14 protein-coding genes and 1 pseudogene are annotated in these 16,113 nt (G+C 44.4%); 9 read left to right on the forward strand and 6 right to left on the reverse strand.

Annotated features, from left to right (window positions below; genetic code table 11):
* Positions 1 to 129 precede the first annotated feature (129 nt).
* Entirely contained in the window at positions 130 to 924 is a 795-nt protein-coding gene (locus tag QF117_RS00760) for a transporter substrate-binding domain-containing protein (protein ID WP_282385550.1), read from the forward strand.
* 196 nt (positions 925 to 1,120) lie between these two features.
* Here the strand turns inward: QF117_RS00760 and QF117_RS00765 are convergent, their stop codons facing one another.
* A complete protein-coding gene (locus tag QF117_RS00765) occupies positions 1,121 to 2,245 on the reverse strand; it encodes a membrane dipeptidase (protein WP_282385551.1) in 1,125 nt (374 codons plus the stop codon).
* A gap of 334 nt (positions 2,246 to 2,579) precedes the next feature.
* Positions 2,580 to 3,515: an NADP-dependent oxidoreductase gene (locus QF117_RS00770; RefSeq protein WP_282385552.1), complete on the reverse strand. Its 936-nt coding sequence runs from the start codon at positions 3,513 to 3,515 to the stop codon at positions 2,580 to 2,582.
* A 168-nt stretch (positions 3,516 to 3,683) separates the two neighbouring features.
* Here QF117_RS00770 and QF117_RS00775 point away from each other — a divergent pair, with 168 nt between their 5' ends.
* The 3 genes and pseudogenes from QF117_RS00775 to QF117_RS00785 form a co-directional block, all read left to right on the forward strand.
* Positions 3,684 to 4,607 carry a LysR family transcriptional regulator gene (locus tag QF117_RS00775; RefSeq protein ID WP_282385553.1) on the forward strand — a complete coding sequence of 308 codons (924 nt, stop codon included), beginning with the start codon at positions 3,684 to 3,686 and terminating at the stop codon, positions 4,605 to 4,607.
* Positions 4,608 to 4,709: 102 nt separating this feature from the next.
* A complete protein-coding gene (locus QF117_RS00780; RefSeq protein WP_282385554.1) occupies positions 4,710 to 5,222 on the forward strand; it encodes a PAS domain-containing protein in 513 nt (170 codons plus the stop codon).
* Between the two features lie 741 nt (positions 5,223 to 5,963).
* Positions 5,964 to 6,695: pseudogene (locus QF117_RS00785) on the forward strand (methyl-accepting chemotaxis protein); the annotation flags it as partial.
* A 60-nt stretch (positions 6,696 to 6,755) separates the two neighbouring features.
* Here the strand turns inward: QF117_RS00785 and QF117_RS00790 are convergent.
* Complete coding sequence (locus tag QF117_RS00790; protein WP_282385555.1) at positions 6,756 to 8,015, reverse strand: adenylosuccinate synthase; 1,260 nt, start codon at positions 8,013 to 8,015, stop codon at positions 6,756 to 6,758.
* Positions 8,016 to 8,155: 140 nt separating this feature from the next.
* Here QF117_RS00790 and QF117_RS00795 point away from each other — a divergent pair, with 140 nt between their 5' ends.
* The gene (locus QF117_RS00795; RefSeq protein WP_282385556.1) at positions 8,156 to 9,082 is read left to right on the forward strand and encodes a LysR family transcriptional regulator; all 927 of its coding nucleotides are present in this window, start codon (positions 8,156 to 8,158) and stop codon (positions 9,080 to 9,082) included.
* A 10-nt stretch (positions 9,083 to 9,092) separates the two neighbouring features.
* Here the strand turns inward: QF117_RS00795 and QF117_RS00800 are convergent, their stop codons facing one another.
* Complete coding sequence (locus QF117_RS00800; RefSeq protein WP_282385557.1) at positions 9,093 to 10,286, reverse strand: multidrug effflux MFS transporter; 1,194 nt, start codon at positions 10,284 to 10,286, stop codon at positions 9,093 to 9,095.
* 283 nt (positions 10,287 to 10,569) lie between these two features.
* Here QF117_RS00800 and QF117_RS00805 point away from each other — a divergent pair, with 283 nt between their 5' ends.
* A complete protein-coding gene (locus QF117_RS00805; protein WP_017036412.1) occupies positions 10,570 to 11,004 on the forward strand; it encodes a DUF3010 family protein in 435 nt (144 codons plus the stop codon).
* A 213-nt stretch (positions 11,005 to 11,217) separates the two neighbouring features.
* A complete protein-coding gene (locus tag QF117_RS00810; protein WP_282385558.1) occupies positions 11,218 to 12,105 on the forward strand; it encodes a patatin family protein in 888 nt (295 codons plus the stop codon).
* Positions 12,106 to 12,165: 60 nt separating this feature from the next.
* On the opposite strand, the gene QF117_RS00815 is transcribed toward QF117_RS00810, so the two are convergent.
* A complete protein-coding gene (locus tag QF117_RS00815) occupies positions 12,166 to 13,086 on the reverse strand; it encodes a polysaccharide lyase family 7 protein (protein WP_282385559.1) in 921 nt (306 codons plus the stop codon).
* A 217-nt stretch (positions 13,087 to 13,303) separates the two neighbouring features.
* Here QF117_RS00815 and QF117_RS00820 point away from each other — a divergent pair, with 217 nt between their 5' ends.
* Both QF117_RS00820 and QF117_RS00825 read left to right on the forward strand, forming a co-directional pair.
* On the forward strand, positions 13,304 to 13,957 hold the full coding sequence (locus QF117_RS00820; protein WP_282385560.1) for an HAD family phosphatase: 654 nt from the start codon (positions 13,304 to 13,306) through the stop codon (positions 13,955 to 13,957).
* A gap of 293 nt (positions 13,958 to 14,250) precedes the next feature.
* Positions 14,251 to 15,003, forward strand: a complete 753-nt coding sequence (locus QF117_RS00825; protein WP_282386095.1) for a hypothetical protein — start codon at positions 14,251 to 14,253, stop codon at positions 15,001 to 15,003.
* Between the two features lie 148 nt (positions 15,004 to 15,151).
* Here the strand turns inward: QF117_RS00825 and QF117_RS00830 are convergent, their stop codons facing one another.
* A complete protein-coding gene (locus QF117_RS00830; RefSeq protein WP_282385561.1) occupies positions 15,152 to 16,069 on the reverse strand; it encodes a LysR family transcriptional regulator in 918 nt (305 codons plus the stop codon).
* Positions 16,070 to 16,113: the final 44 nt, after the last annotated feature.

Raw genomic sequence — 16,113 nt, forward strand, 5'->3', positions numbered from 1 at the left:
GCCTGGAACCAGTACAGCTCTTATTATCAGTAGGTTATTCGAAACATAGAAGCCCTTGTCATTGGGGCTCCGAACAAGTTAGACACTCCATCATTACTCGACTAGTTTTAAAAGTAAGCTTAAGAAAAAATGGTGGTTGGTATGCCTCGTTTTCATGTTCTTTCCCGTCCCTTTTTCTTCATACTCGTACTGCATTTACTGGCTCCATTACCGGTACAATCTACAGAGTTAGAAAACCTGTCTTTTTATACTGAGGATTATCCACCCGCTAATTTTGAAGAAAAGGGCAATATCTCAGGTTACGCCGTTGATATCTTGATTGCCGCAGGACAAGCCGTTGGAAAGGACATTAATACGTCTCAGATCTCTGTGTTACCTTGGCCACGCTCGTACCGAAATGCACTCAACCTTGATGATGCTGGGCTGTTTTCTACCACTCGCACCGAACACAGAGAAAAACTGTTCCATTGGGTAGGGCCTATCACCGATATAAAGGTCGTCGTACTGGCGAGAAAGCAGGACAACATCTCCATTAACGCCCCAATAGAGATGAGTAAATACAGAATTGGAGTGATCCGCGACGACATTGGTGAACAGTCTTTATTGTCACTTGGGATCCCGAGAGATTCCATGCAGGAAGCAACGACCGTCACAGTACTTGCAGAGCAGTTGATGAAAGGTCGCATTGATTTACTTGCGTACGATGAAAAAGCAGCCTACTGGTGGGCAAGCCAAGCTGGAATAGATTCCGACAGGTTTGAATCGATATATGTCCTAGAAGAAGGGCAATTGTATTACGCGTTTAACAAACGTATTGAGCAAGACATTCTTGCAGAATTGCAAAAAGGGCTCGACATAATCAAATCCCAGAAAGATGCCCAAGGGGTCACATTGCACCAAAAGATTCTCAATAAATACCGATAAGCAGACCTCTACTTTTTATCATAAGCGGCTACGGTTTCAGCTAGTTCAATTTACGTTAATGAAGCCAATTCTATTTTTAACGTACTGATTGTCCAAATAACCGGTGTGATGGAAATTATACGCATTGGCACCGACGCTCATTAACTGGCCGACGGTGCACTTTATGACTGGATATCTACGCCATTAAATCCGTAGACTAACGCCAAACCTGATCAAAAACTCGGTACATATTGCCACCCAAGAATTTCCCACAATCTTCTTGTGAGTATCCGTTCTCTAACATTTTGTCGACAAGAGCTGCGACGATTTGGTACGGAGCTGGAGTAGGGAAGCCTTTTGCACCAGCGGCTGCGCTATAGCCGCCATCAGGAAAAACAGCGGCACCCATTGGGGTCTGCATAATTGAAGCTGTAAAGTTGATATTTGGAATATAGTCTGACCCAAAACCCACGTGGTCAATACCAACTAGGTTGACCATATAATCGACATGACGAAACAACGCTTCTGTCGTGACAATGTCTGGGTTAGAGGTATCCATAAAAGCACCAACCATGTTGATTGAGCATACACCGCCACTCTCTGCGATAGCTTTAATGACTTCATCGCTCAAGCTACGTTGATAATTGGCCATCGCTTTTGCTCCAGAATGTGAAGAAATCACAGGTTGGCTGCTACGCTCAATAGCATCAAGAGAAGTTCGTTCTCCTGTGTGGCTCACATCTACGACCATGCCGTAACGGTTATAGCTATCAACCAATCTTTTACCAAAGTCGGTCAAACCACGATTTTCAGGTTCAAAACAACCATCACCAACTTCATTGCGATTGTTGTAAGCAAGAAGACAGTAGCCATAGCCTAATTCACGCCACAAGGCGACACGGTCAACGTCACCACCAAAGATTTGAGTTCCTTGGTGAGTAAAAAATAGACCTAACTTGTCCTCTTTGACCGCATCGTCAATGTCTTTTGTCGTGCGGATAATTTTATAGCTATCTGGGCGTTCTCTCATTTTATTAAGGTAGAAGTCCGTGCCTTTCATGATCCCATCTACAGAAGCATCCAAGGAGTCTGCTGATGGGCATGCAGCAAGGACTTTAAAGCCCGCCGCTTTACAACGATCCATTTCGTCGTGAAATTCTGGTGCTTCAGGTGAAGACCACTGGCTTGGATAGAGCGCTGAAAATAGGGTATCAATGGTCATCGAATCACGGACAATCTTGACGGCTTTCTCTGACGCAGGATAAAACTCTCTACGTTGTGGAATGTTGGAATAATCTTTAATTTCAAATTCTGGTATCTGAGGGGCGGTGTTTGTAGTCATGGTGTTGATTCCTATAGTGCTGCGCCCACTTCACCTATTGAGTAAACGCTAAACTTGTTTAAGTTGCCGCTATAGTAGTCCTGTTATTGTTTAAGTATTAATCGTTTTTGAATGATCGAATCCTCAGTTATTCGACGCCTATGAGCGCCGATCTTTGGCCAACATAATATTCCATTCGTTCTTCATCAAAACGAACCGTAGGGAAAGAGATGGAACCCCTCATTAAAATCACTCAGCTTGAGTCACCAGCTAAACGTGTTACGCCTATCTGGTGAGTCTTTGTTATGACAAGCTTGTTTGGTCGCTATACTCTATCCCCTGGGAATACGTGAATTTACACTGAAACGTTCAACACGATTTTTCCTTGGGCTCGTTGAGATTCACTGAGTTCATGCGCTTGCTGTACCTGCGACAAAGGAAATACCTTGTCTATCTTAACTTGAATGTCCCCCTTATCGATCAGTTCAGCGATACACGTTAAGTCGGCTGCACTAGGCATCGTCCACCAACGTTGAAAGTGAACACCGAGACTTTGGGCAATATCAGTGTCTACCTCATCCAACAATGAAATAACACGACCGCCCTTACGTACAACATCTAACGAACGTTTCGCTATATCACCACCACCAACGGCAACGAGCACCGCATCTAATTCACTCACCACTTCTTCAAAACGTTGCGACCGGTAATCAATAAACTCATCAGCGCCTAACCCTTTGATATACGATTTCTTGGCCGCTGACGCTGTACCTATCACATAGGCGCCCTTCGCCTTCGCTATTTGAACAGCAAAGCTACCAACGCCCCCCGATGCATTGTGAATAAGTACCTTGTCCCCCGCTTTAATCTGACAGCCCTCAATTAAAGACTGCCATGCTGTTGTTGCCGCCAAAGGGACAGCCGCAGATGTCACCATATCGAGAGTTTTAGGTATCGCAGCAACCAGGTTGCTATCAACAGCCACATACTCAGCATAAGTTCCTTGACCAGCTATCGGCGCATAAACATAAACACCTTCACCTAGAACGACATTCGTGACATTATCGCCTCGCTCAACCACTTCGCCCGCAGCATCCCACCCCAGAATAAGAGGTAATTGATGCTCACCACTCTCTTTTAAAAAGCCTTCTCGAACCATCCAATCGACAGGGTTAACACCTGCCCCCTGTACTTTTATCAATACCTGATTGGCGTTAATAGTTGGTTTAGTAAGGTCTCCAAACTTTAGAGTTTGTGCATTTCCGTATTGTTCAATGTAAACAGCTTTCATGGGTAATTCCTTCTGTGAGTCACTGGATTTGTCTTTGGCTTTCAGCCTTCTGTGACTACTTTGCCCAATCGTATTAATATCGTCCAATTGATGATTGATATGATATACATTGATTAAAATGATGAGCTTAGTGATACTGATTCATCCTCAATCCACACAACAAGAACTATGGCGAATCTCGATTTGAATTTGATGGTCATTTTTGATGCCATCATGCAGGAACAATCTATCACCATTGCTGCAGAGCGATTGGCAATGACTCAGCCCTCAGTGTCTAATGCGGTATCCCGTATGCGCCATGTATGGAAAGACCCCCTATTTGTGAAACACGGTAGAGGTATCCGCCCCACGCCCTATGCTATTACGTTATGGGAAGAAATAGGTGCCCCCCTTGAGTCCATAAGGCTTGCCACTGCGCAATCTGAATTTAGCCCATTAACGTTACAGCGTACCTTTCGAATCGCTACAACAGACTGGATGGCTGACTTATTCTGGCTTCCATTAAAAGAACTGATTCAAGCTGAAGCGCCGCTGGTCAACATCCACGCAGTCCCTTACACGGTGAATGGGGAAAACCTATTACTCAATGCAGATGTGGATATGGTCTTGGACTACTTTGAGGGGAATTCTTCACAAATCCACACTCAGCACCTGTTTGATAATCACTTTGTTTGTGCGATGCGTCCTGGCCATCCACTGGTGAATAGAGAATTAACTATCGATGATTTTGCTCGCGCCGAGCATCTATTGTTGTCGTTATCTGGGGAGGCATCGGGTGGAGCCGACATCCAATTACGAAAAAGAGGAATGTCTCGCCGAATCGCAATGACGGTCAACCACTGCTACAACATTCCCAAACTGCTTATCGATACCGACATGATCACCACTATCCCCTTACCCGTCATTATTCACAGTGTGAATGACGGCCAGCTTACGATAAAAAAAACACCATTCCATATGGATCCAGGGCCTATATCCATGTCTTGGCATGTTAGACACGAGCGGGATCGAGCCATGCTGTGGCTAAGGCAAAAAATACTCGATGTGTTGGAAAACAGCTTAAGTAAGAATCTGCGTTCTGCCCCATTTTGACAAATCAATATTAGTTTGAGAACGATCAAGCTTCATAGTTTGAATTTCATAAAGCCTGCGACTAACCTTATTTATTATGGGTTTATATGCTGTGATTTAAATATGAATAATGAAATTTTTGTGTCTAATGATGAAGTTATTGTGTCGAAAACAGATACACAAGGCAGAATTGTTTATGCAAATCGTGTGTTTATGCAGATATCAAATTACACCGAAGAAAAGCTATTAGGCCAACACCACAATATTATTCGTCATTCCGATATGCCTAGAGGGGTATTTCATGGTCTTTGGCATACCTTAAAAGCAGGCAATGAATTCTTCGGCTTTGTCAAAAATAGCACTTCAGACGGAAACTACTACTGGGTGTTTGCCAACATAACACCCGACTATAACAGCGGTGAACTCGCTGGGTATTATTCAGTGAGAAGAAAAGCACCGAATGAAGCCATTGAGTTAATCCAATCCATTTACACCAAGATGAAAGGGATTGAACAAACCGAAGATAAAAAAAATGGTCCTGCGCTCTCATGGAAGACGATGGTTGACGATATATTGTCAGAAACAAACATGACATATAGCGAGTATGTGATCAGTTTATACAATAAAAGCCGCTAGGAGTTCAGTAATGAAAAAACCTCATGTAAGCCAAGGAATACCATTACTGAAGCAAAAAACACTCATCGCTTCTTGTACATTTTTTATGACTATTTGTTTCATCTCTGGCATCAATATGAATTGACGCTGTTTAATGCTCTTGTCCCTTTGTTTTCTTTAGCGATTGCTGTTTATTTTTATTTTGACCATTTAAAAATGCTTAGAGCCATACACAAAATTAATGATGTTTTAGTTGAGGCAAAAAACGGTAATACGCATATAAGAATCACCAATACGAAAGGCCTTGGGGAAGTGGGGTATGTGGCTTGGGCGCTTAACGATTTTTTAGATATTATCGAAGTGTATTCGAGAGAACTATCAAACAGTTTCGCCGCGACAGGAGAAGGCAAATACTACCGGAAGTTAATGACAAACGGTATGCCTGCCAGCTTTAAACACCAAATGGACGAAATTAACGAAGCCATTGACTCAATTCATAAAGTGCATCTCTATTCGAGGGATAATAAATTAAAAAGTGAACTTCATAAAATTAACACCAGTAAACTGCTTGGGAACTTAAAAAATAACCAAACTAACCTTGGCAATCTCGCAACTAAGATGGATGACGTACTCTCATTAGCCACAGAAAACCGGGATAGCGCGGTAGAGAGCAGCCATCTTATCGATAAGCTGCGCGATGCACTTAGTAGTATGTCCGACTGTATGTCCAGTATGGAAGAAACGGCCAACGCGTTAGGGAAAGAAAGTAGCCGCATTTCTGAAACCATAGATGTCATCACAACCATTGCAGAGCAGACAAATTTACTGGCACTTAATGCCGCAATCGAGGCGGCGCGTGCCGGTGAGGTTGGACGTGGCTTTGCTGTGGTGGCTGATGAAGTTCGTCTATTGGCCGATCGCACACGTGAGTCTACGTTTACCATAAGCGAAACCATAGGAACCCTGACTAAACGTATTGACGATGTCGTCGATCAAACATCACAAGTATCAGAGCAAACGCAGGTCGTCTCCCAAGAAGTCAGGAAGTTCAGCCAGGAGTTTGAAAACGTCGCCGAGACTTCTCAGTCAACCATTAATATTGCAACAGAAGCGAAAGACATGTCGTTTGCTTCACTGATTACCATTGACCACATTGTATACATGCAAAATGGATACATTGCGCTAGAGAAAAGTGGCGAAGGCCCTGAAGCCGATGCGGTCATGGTTGACCACTTTAATTGCCGCTTAGGCAAGTGGTACTACGAAGGGCAAGGATATGAGTCATTTAGAAACTACAATGCTTATTCTAGGATGGAATCTTGCCATCGTGATGTTCACAGTAACGTCCATAAAGCGATAGAACTTTCTAAAGCCAATTGGATGGACGATGATCATATATTTAATGCATTGATCGAGAAAATCTCTAACGCCGAAGAAGCCAGTGTGGGGGTCGTGACGGGAATTACCGATCTTGTCGCAGAGAAAAACGGGTAAATAGGTAAAACCAACCCAGCGCGAATACTGGGTTGGTTTTTACATCAAAGGGATAAGATATTAATCGCGAATGATCATCTGCTCACGTTCTGGGCCCACAGACACCATTTTAATAGGGACACCCATTAACGCTTCAATACGCTCTATGTATTCCTTGGCGCCTTGAGGCAAGCTTTCGAAGGTACGACAACTGGTTATATCCTCATCCCAACCTTGCATCTTTTCATAGATAGGTTGAAGATCGGCGGTTTGAGGCCAGATTGGGTTCTCACTGTGTTCGCCATCGTAAGCAACACAAATTCTGAGATCCTTCATACCGGTTAAGCAGTCAATTTTTGTTAGGGCTATCTCGGTTGCCGCTTGCAGCTCTACACCATTACGTGTCGCTACCGCATCAAAGTACCCCATATCTCGTGGGCGACCTGTCGTGGCTCCATACTCATTCGAGCTTTCACGAAAGTTGTCTTGCTCTTCCATCGCAGTCACCAGCGTGCCTGTCCCTACTGATGAGCTAAACGATTTTGCAACAGCAATAACGCGCTCAGGTCTGAGTGCCGGTAGGCCACTGCCAATACCGGCGTATGCGGCGGTCACATTCGATGAGGTTGTCCAAGGATATTCGCCATAAACCAAGTCACGCCCCGCGCCCAGTTGCGCTTCAAACAGTAAGTTTTCATTATTCGCTTGCAGCGCTTTCAGGGGTTCGGTGACGTTACAGATAAACGGACGCCACGCTTTCGTGACTTCCAGTAACCATGCAGTGAGTTCGGCGGCGCTTTCTGTGTAATCACACTCAGGATAAAGCGCTTTGAGCTGTGGCATTTTCCAGTCGAGCATGAATTGAATACGCTGCTCTAATACCTCAGGTTGGTTCAACCATCCTACGAGAATGCCTTTTTTCATCACACGGTCGCCGTAAGCAGGAGCAATACCCTGGCGAGTAGACCCATAGGCAGCATCGCCAAGTCTTTGCTCTTCTAGCGTATCTTCCAGTGCATGAAGAGGAAGACACAAGGTCGCACGGTCAGAGATACGTAAATTGACATTCACCCCCGCAGCCTCAACTTCAGCGATTTCTTCACTCAGTGCAGCAGGGCTAATCACCATGCCGGGGCCAAGAACGGCGATACAATTCGGATTAAAGATACCGCTAGGTAACTGGTGAAGTTTAAACGTGCCAAAATCATTAACAACGGTGTGGCCTGCATTGTTACCACCTTGAAAACGCACACTGGCAGAGGCGTCGGAGGCTAAAAAATCAACAATACGACCTTTCCCCTCATCACCCCAATTGGCACCCACAACAACAATAGACGACATAAACTTTCTCCGAATTGATTAAGAAATCATCTTAGTTCTGTCGAATAAATAAGAGAAATTAATTATAATGATTAACTTGATAAGATAGTCATATAACTTAGCCACGCATCGGTTAGGTTAACTCACTGGAAGGTGCAAGAATGCTCGACATCCATTGGCTTAAAACGTTCGTCACGCTGGCGGATTACAAACATTTTGGTAAAGCGGCGATTGCGTTACATATGACACAACCGAATGTGAGCTTACACCTAAAACAACTGGAGCAAGCCACAGGGGTAAAACTCATTGAGCGAAGCCCCTTTCACCTGACTCAAGCGGGAGAACGCTTATTAGAAAGTAGCCAACGGACACTTCAAGAGTTACAGGTTTGCCAAGCGGATCTGAACGCTTTAAATGACTTAGATAAAGGCACCATCACCATCGCAGCCAGCGATATTATTTCTCGCATGTTGCTCATTGAGGCATTTAAACTGTTTAAAGAACAGTATCCAGGCATCGATATTGCGCTGTTAAACACCACTTCATCCCAAGCCTCTGAGCGAGTTAAAAATGCCGAAGCTGACCTTGGGTTTGTCATCTCCCAAAAACAGACACAGCCGCTGCATTTCGTTGAGCTCCAACAAGTAAAATGGGTAGCGTTAGGTCAAGGATTTGAGCAAAACATAGCAGTAAATAATCAGAAAGATGACCAGACAAACAGTAAGGCGGTGAGTCAGCAAGACAAAGAGTTAACCTTAATCTTGCTCGGTCACGATACGCGTACACGAGAGTTGATTGACAACGCCTTGCCTAAGCTGAATCTATCCGATTACCGAGTCATGGAAGTGGGCAGCGTAGATGCACAAATTGATTGGGCAGAAGCCGGATTTGGCGTCGCGATCGTTCCGGAGTTTGCGATATCTTCCCACAAGAATATCACTTCTCAAGTGACACCTTTGCCAGATTTCCCCACCACAGATCTTGGTTACATTGTTCGGCAAAATCAGATTTTATCTAAGGCAACCAAACAGCTGCTTCATTGGGTGAGCGATGGTATTTCTGCCATGCACAGCCGTAACATAAAATAGTGGTGAGTCACTATCGTGCCTCAGAATTTTGCGCGTCCAAACAGCGAAACCCTCGCAGAATATTACTCAACGTCATCGCAGCAAACACCACAATCACCAGCGACAGATGCCACGCTTGGTCTAGCCCCAGTAAAACCAGCCCCATGCTCACAATGGAAGAAATCACCATTTGCCCACCGCCAGACATCGCGGCCGCCGCCCCTGCATTCTTTTTATAAGGTTGCATAACCAACGCTTGCGAACAAGGTAAAGCTATACCATTGCCCAGAATCATCAATAGCTGACCAAGCATCAAATATAACGGTTCAACAGGGCAAAAGAACAGCCATATCGCCGCACAAAGGTGCAAGACGGGCGTACAAAGTAGCATCTTTTTACTGCCAATGATGGGGCGAACTCGATTACAAAGACTGGTGCCGACAAGCATGCCAAGCGCAGGGATCAACGCCCATAACGCGTATTGATCCGATGTCATACCAATTTGGTTTTGCATGATAAACGGCATCACAGACACCGTCGTGATCATCAGGCTAAAGTTCAGCCAACTAATACTGGCAAAGCTCATAAAGTAGCGAGAGGTGAATAGCTCACGATATTGCAGTAATACCTTTTTAGGCGATGGCATTGGGCTGCGCTCTGCAATGGTTTCCTTAAATCTTAAGGCAAAAATAATCCACGTAAAAAAGACATACCCCAGCAATGATGTGAACACCATACTCCAACCGAAGTGGAAGTTAATAAACCCACCAAGGACAGGCGCAAACAAAGGGGTAATCGAAGCGACCATGGCAATGTACGACATGGCGATAGGCAAATCAGCACCACTAAAACGATCTCGGGTTGACGCTCTCGCGAGCACGGCGCAGCATCCTGTGCCTAACCCTTGAAGAAAACGTCCCGCCACCATGCCTGTAAATGAATCACTAAAATAGATGATCATCACGAGCCCCAACGTGGCAATGAACAGCCCGGTTAGCAATACCTTTTTACGCCCCAGCGCGTCCGAGATCGGCCCATACAGAAATTGAGAAGGGCCAAAGCCGAGTAAGTACACACTGACCAGAAGTTGGGCATGCTCCAAAGAGATATCAAAATCTTTCGCTATCCACGGCAATGAGGGGAAAACCAGCCCCATACTCAACTGCCCGACACTGATCACTAAGCAAGCGAGTAAGATGGTTTTAAACTCAAACGGTTTACTCATTATTTAAGTGGCTCCCGAAATCCGTCTCTTTCTTATTGCTCTTTTTTCTGCCATCCAGCCAAACTATCCACGTGTCTCTTGTTCTTGCCCGTCGCATTCACACACCTCTGATATTGATCTAGCCGACTCGATAGATTAACAGATTGTATTGCCCTAAAGCTCAAGCGGATCAAACAATATTGAGGAATGAAGCAAAACGAAACAAGAAACCCCAACAGTTATGCTGGTCTAGAGAGGGGAATAGCCTCTATAATGTCGATGTCTAAAGTAAAAAGGTAATAAAATGAAAATTTGTGGTGTTGAGATCAAAGGTAATGACGCGGTGATTTGCCTACTTTCACTGTCTGACGGTGTCTTTAATATTCCTGATTGTCGTGTTTCTAAAGTGTCTATTGCGAACGGCAACGATACTCAACAAATGAGAGATTTTCAGTTTTCTTTCGCTAAATTGATGGAAGACTACCAAGTCGACAAAGTGGTGATTCGTCAACGTCAAACCAAGGGTAAGTTCGCGGGTGGTGGTTATGGCTTCAAACTAGAAGCGGCTATCCAACTGATCAGCGATCTCGATGTCGAAGTGGTTGCACCCAACGACATTAAAGAGAAACTGAAGCGCAATCCTATGCCGGTTAAATTCAGCGAAACAGGCTTAAAACAGTACCAAGAAGCACCGTTCATGACCGCTTATGGATGCATTATGGCTCATAAATATTCTTAACCGAATACCATTGTTGAGCTAAAAACGCCATACCACACGCTAGTTATAAGCATGCTTGTTAATAAACATGCTCGTTATAGCCAAGCGGTATGGCTTTTTTGTTTCTGCAAAATCAAATCGCTTTCACCTATCAAATCAATACATAGAACCCATTATCCAAAGTGATTCGCTAACGCTACTCTAGCCTCAAGATTGATGAATAGAGAAGCCCCGATGACCACTTCTACCCCACCCCAAAAAGCCCTTATCGTTGAAGGCGGAGCAATGCGTGGCATTTTTGCCAGTGGCGTGCTTGATTCCTTCATGGACAACCAATTTCTTCCTTACGATTTTGCTATCGGTGTGTCGGCAGGGGCAACCAATTTAATCGGTTATCTCGGACATTCTCCTAAACGCAGCGCCAAGGTGATTACTCAGCTTGCTACCGACAAACATTTCTATAGCCCGCTGCGTTTTGCAAAAGGGGGCAATTTGGTCGATGTTCGCTGGCTTTGGGAGCAATCAAATAAAGCGTTTCCTTTGGATTGGGACCGATTATTTCATTCTATTCCCATGTACGCTGCGGTCACCAATATCGAAACCGGCGATGCTGATTATTACCACGTTCAGCCCAGCAATCTCGGCCAAGTCATTGAAGCTACCACCGCACTGCCCGTTGCTTATAAAGAGACGCCTTGTTTCTCTGGCCGCTGCTACACGGATGGAGGAGTCTCAGACTCGATTCCGGTTCAAGAAGCTTATCGACGAGGAGCAACAGAAATCACCGTGATTTTGTCTCACCCACTGAGCTATCAGATGAGCCCAGTGAAACATCCGTGGATGATAAAAAGATTACTGGCGAAGTACCCCAATATCGCCCGTGCAATGCTCAAGCGTGCCGATAACTACAATCGTTCATTGGAATTTATCCGCAACCCACCCAGTGACGCACAAATTCGAGTAATAGCACCGCCAGAGGATTTTGCAGTAAGACGACTGACCATGAATCAGAAGACATTAAAGGCAGGTTACGAAATGGGCGTAACAGCAGGGAAGCAGCACCTTGCCAGCTTACAAGGCGTATTTGGGCTCGATGAAGAGAATTGTCACTTTTGTTTGTGAAGCACTCAAAAACGGCCTCGTAAGCTAATACGAGGCAGGCTTTTTACTAGGGCGTGTTGATTATTTATGCGTTACGTCCAACGCATAAAAGGTTGCTTGAACGTAATCGTCAGCGTCACCAGAGCGATTTTGGTTGTAAACACCCGCTTTAAAATACATCCACTCATCGGCTCTTTCATAACCTGAGTTTTGCATATCCACTTTTTGTACGACATCAGGCTTGTCTTCGCGCGAGATAGTCACCGTCATATCTGATCCAACAACGTCAATTTTGTACGAGAACTTTTCGCCTAAGGCTATACCATCATCGTAGAATTCTGGGTAGTCTTTTGAGTTTTGCTTCCAGTAATTAGGCTTTGTCGGGCCAATCATAGGGAAAGTAATGTCATCACCACCATTAGGTTCGTGTGAGATCCAAACGGAACCAGTGCTATGATCAGGCATTTTTCGGTAGTAAATTTTGACGGGCTCATCGTTTGGAGCATGAATTTGACCAATGATTACGCGACCTTTCTGCCAGCTTTCTCCTGTCGTCGTCACATGATCTACTGATAATGTCGCTTCTAATGTACCGTCAACACCTGCCGCATTCTTCAGTGATTGCTCTGAAACATTATGGCTAAATACCCAATTGTTCCCTCCTATACCTTTGGTACTGTGGCTATCATCGCCACATCGCATCATTTCGCGCAGTTCTGAGCGGACATATTTGGTATTTTCTGAGGTTTTGATGCCTTGAATAGGCGAACGGAAAACAACACCATCTTTGGCCTCATTAAGGTAAAAATAATCAGGATGCATCGCGCCATTTGCTATTTCAGTTTCACTAAACTCTGTTGGTCGATCCCCACCAGTCAGTGATACCGGCAGCGTTACCTTCCAACACGAAAGATCCAACACCTCAGCAGGCGTTGTTGGCGCTGCATTCGCCCCAAACGCAACGGCAGCAAACATGGTGGTCGTCATCATTTTTAATTTCATTACCTAATAACCCTATTTGTACTATAATATACCTAGAGATTGATACTACAGAAAGAAGGCATCATAGAAAGTTATCCAGCTCTAATTTTTTCAATCTCATGGTTGGGACATTAAGTTCAATAATCTCAAAAGCGGAAAGGAGAGTGCGTATGGTTGTCTTTAATGAAACATGACACAATGCACGCCCAGTACTGAACAAAGCAAAGAAACAAGCATAATGAAATTTGAAGCCGCTATTTTTGACATGGATGGATTACTTCTCGATACCGAGCGAGTGTGTATGTCGATTTTTAAAGAAGCGTGCCGAGCGCAAAATGTGCCTTTTTTGGAAGAGGTCTATTTGTCCATCATCGGACGTAATTCAGCCGGTATTGAAGCGGTCATTCGAGAAGGCTATGGTCCAGATCTTGACTACCCTGCTTTGCATGTTGAATGGCGAGATCGGTATAACGCTGTGGTCAAACATCAAGCCATCCCCGTTAAAGATGGCGTGGTTGAGCTGCTGACTTGGTTAAAGGCGAATAACGTACCGACAGCCGTTGCAACCTCGACTCAAAAAGAGGTCGCGGAAATAAAATTAAGGCTAGCTGGTCTTGACCACTTTTTCGATAACCTAACAACCGGCTGTGAAGTTCAGCGCGGCAAACCACACCCTGAAATCTATCTGCTCGCCGCTGAACGTTTAAAGGTGAACCCTAAACGCTGCTTGGCGTTTGAAGATTCAAATAATGGGGTTCGTGCCGCCATTGCTGCCGATATGCTTACCTACCAAATTCCCGATTTGGTTCAGCCTTGCCAGGAAGTTCTTGCATTAGCACCTTGGGTGCGCTCTTCACTTCATGTTGTTTTAGAAGAACTCAAGCAAGCCTAACCAACAACAGGCAAATGATCTCATACCGTCAGCACGGCTTTTCAGCGTCGGCTGACGTTGTCACTCTCCCTTTTCAACTTTCCCACACAACATCAAGAGCGACGTTCAACTCACAGAATATGTCCGTTTTCACATACTTCATATGCTGAATATGGGATTGATACGCTTTAACGAACCTATATATTGGGGGTCACTTTTTTGAAGTAAAAGGAGTTTACTTCTCGTCAATATCTAAAGGTAATATCGTGAAAAATAGACTTCTTTCCGTTTCTTTTCTTTCCACTTCGGTAGCGATACTGTTCTCTCCAAATATTGTTGCCGACGACAATCTTCAAGACATGTCAGATCCTCTTGCTGTTTATACTCAAGCAGGCATCGGTTACACCGACAAGGGAATAAACCTAAAAATAGGCCAAACCTACGATACAGGTAGCGATACCACGATGGGAATGAATATCATCGAAATTAAAGGGGTGGCTGGCGAAGCACTTGGCTGGAATGGTCGTGGTGCCGACGACAGTATTGATTCACTGCGCTACCGTAATTTTGGGGTTGATATCACGAACGGACGAGGCTCTCAGGTTGATCTAAACCTTAGTTTTGATAAAGACCTTGGAGCACAAGGCTCAGCTTCTTACAGTATCCTTCAAGCTTTACCAAAGGTGGGCCCTGTTAATATTTACCCTCTTGCTGGCGTAGGCGTTGCATTCGGTGAAGAGCTCCCTTCTGCATCGAAAGGAACAGACGCGCAGCTGCAAGATCGTTGGGATATTCACGGTACGTTTTATGTGGCAGGGTTATACAGTAAAATCGAAGTCACAGATAACATTTGGCTAAACTATAACCCAATGTATATGGGTACTGTTTCTGGCTCTGAAACATATAAAAACATGGGGATGGGAGGAGACGATACCATCGTACTACACGAGGCAGTGGTAAGCTATCAGATCAACCCGAGATCCAATGTTCGATACTACGCAAACTGGAACGAAAACAATCGATACCAAACGGGCGACCACCGTATCGAATACAACTACCAGTTCTGATCTCTTTGATACGGCTCTTTCATCCGCTGTGATACTAGAAGGCAATTCCAGCCAATAAATTCCAGCCAATAATAGACGAAAAGAATCGATAAAAAAACCGATAGTGAATCGCTTCCCTATCGGTTTATTTAAGCCATGTATAAGAATTTTACTTTAGCATTATAGGGGGGATCACCGAATCACAAATCGACTCTATCCATTTAAATTTTTGTGATTTTAGATACTTACTGTTGTATAACAGCCCAACTTTTATCTCGTTACGCTTCTCTATTCCCGACACTTCAAAATAGCTGTATTGTTCGTTATCAATCACCGCCATCAAAGACTTAGGTGCGACAAACACCATATCGGAGCGAAGCACAGTATTGAGAATCGGATTCACGGCTTGGCACCTAAACTTAGGTTTGAAGTTACGTTGTGTATCAACAAAATCGGCCAGCAACATACTCTTATGGTTAAACTCAGGGACAACCAAGCCACCTACGTCATAATTAAACGCCTCACTCACCGATACCGTTTGACCTTCTAATTCATGTCCTTTACGCACAATACCAACAAAATTAAGCAAACCTATCGGTATTTGTCTCAATTCTTTAGACACATCTAATGGGTAGTAGCTGATTGCAAAGTCTAATTCACCATTGATCAATTCAGCGGCAGTTTTGGCTGAGTAACTCAAAAGCTCGACCGTCACGTTGGGCGCAGAATGGGTGATAGCCTCACAAATTTGGTAGCCATGAGTTTCAATTAAAAAGCCATTCATAGCCATTTTAATCACACCCACTTGTTTCTCTGGCAAAAACTCTTCGCCCGCTAACGCCTCCGTTAGATCTTCAAAGACTTTCGGCAACCGTTCTGCCAGCTCTTCACCTTTGGGAGTGAGTTTGAGTCCGCGAGATTGACGAATAAACAGAGGATCGCCGATCTGGTCTCTTAGCTTTGCTAGATTTCGACTGACAGCAGGTTGGCTTGTATTCAAACGCTCAGCCGTTCGATTGGTATTTTTTTCCTGCAAAAGAACCAATAAGGTTTTCAGTAAATTCAAGTCGAGCTGCTGGAGGTTCATCAGTGTGCCTTTTTAGGAACGAGATTAAGTGAATAGCGTTAGTT

Source organism: Vibrio sp. YMD68 (assembly GCF_029958905.1).
Classification (GTDB): Bacteria; Pseudomonadota; Gammaproteobacteria; order Enterobacterales; family Vibrionaceae; genus Vibrio.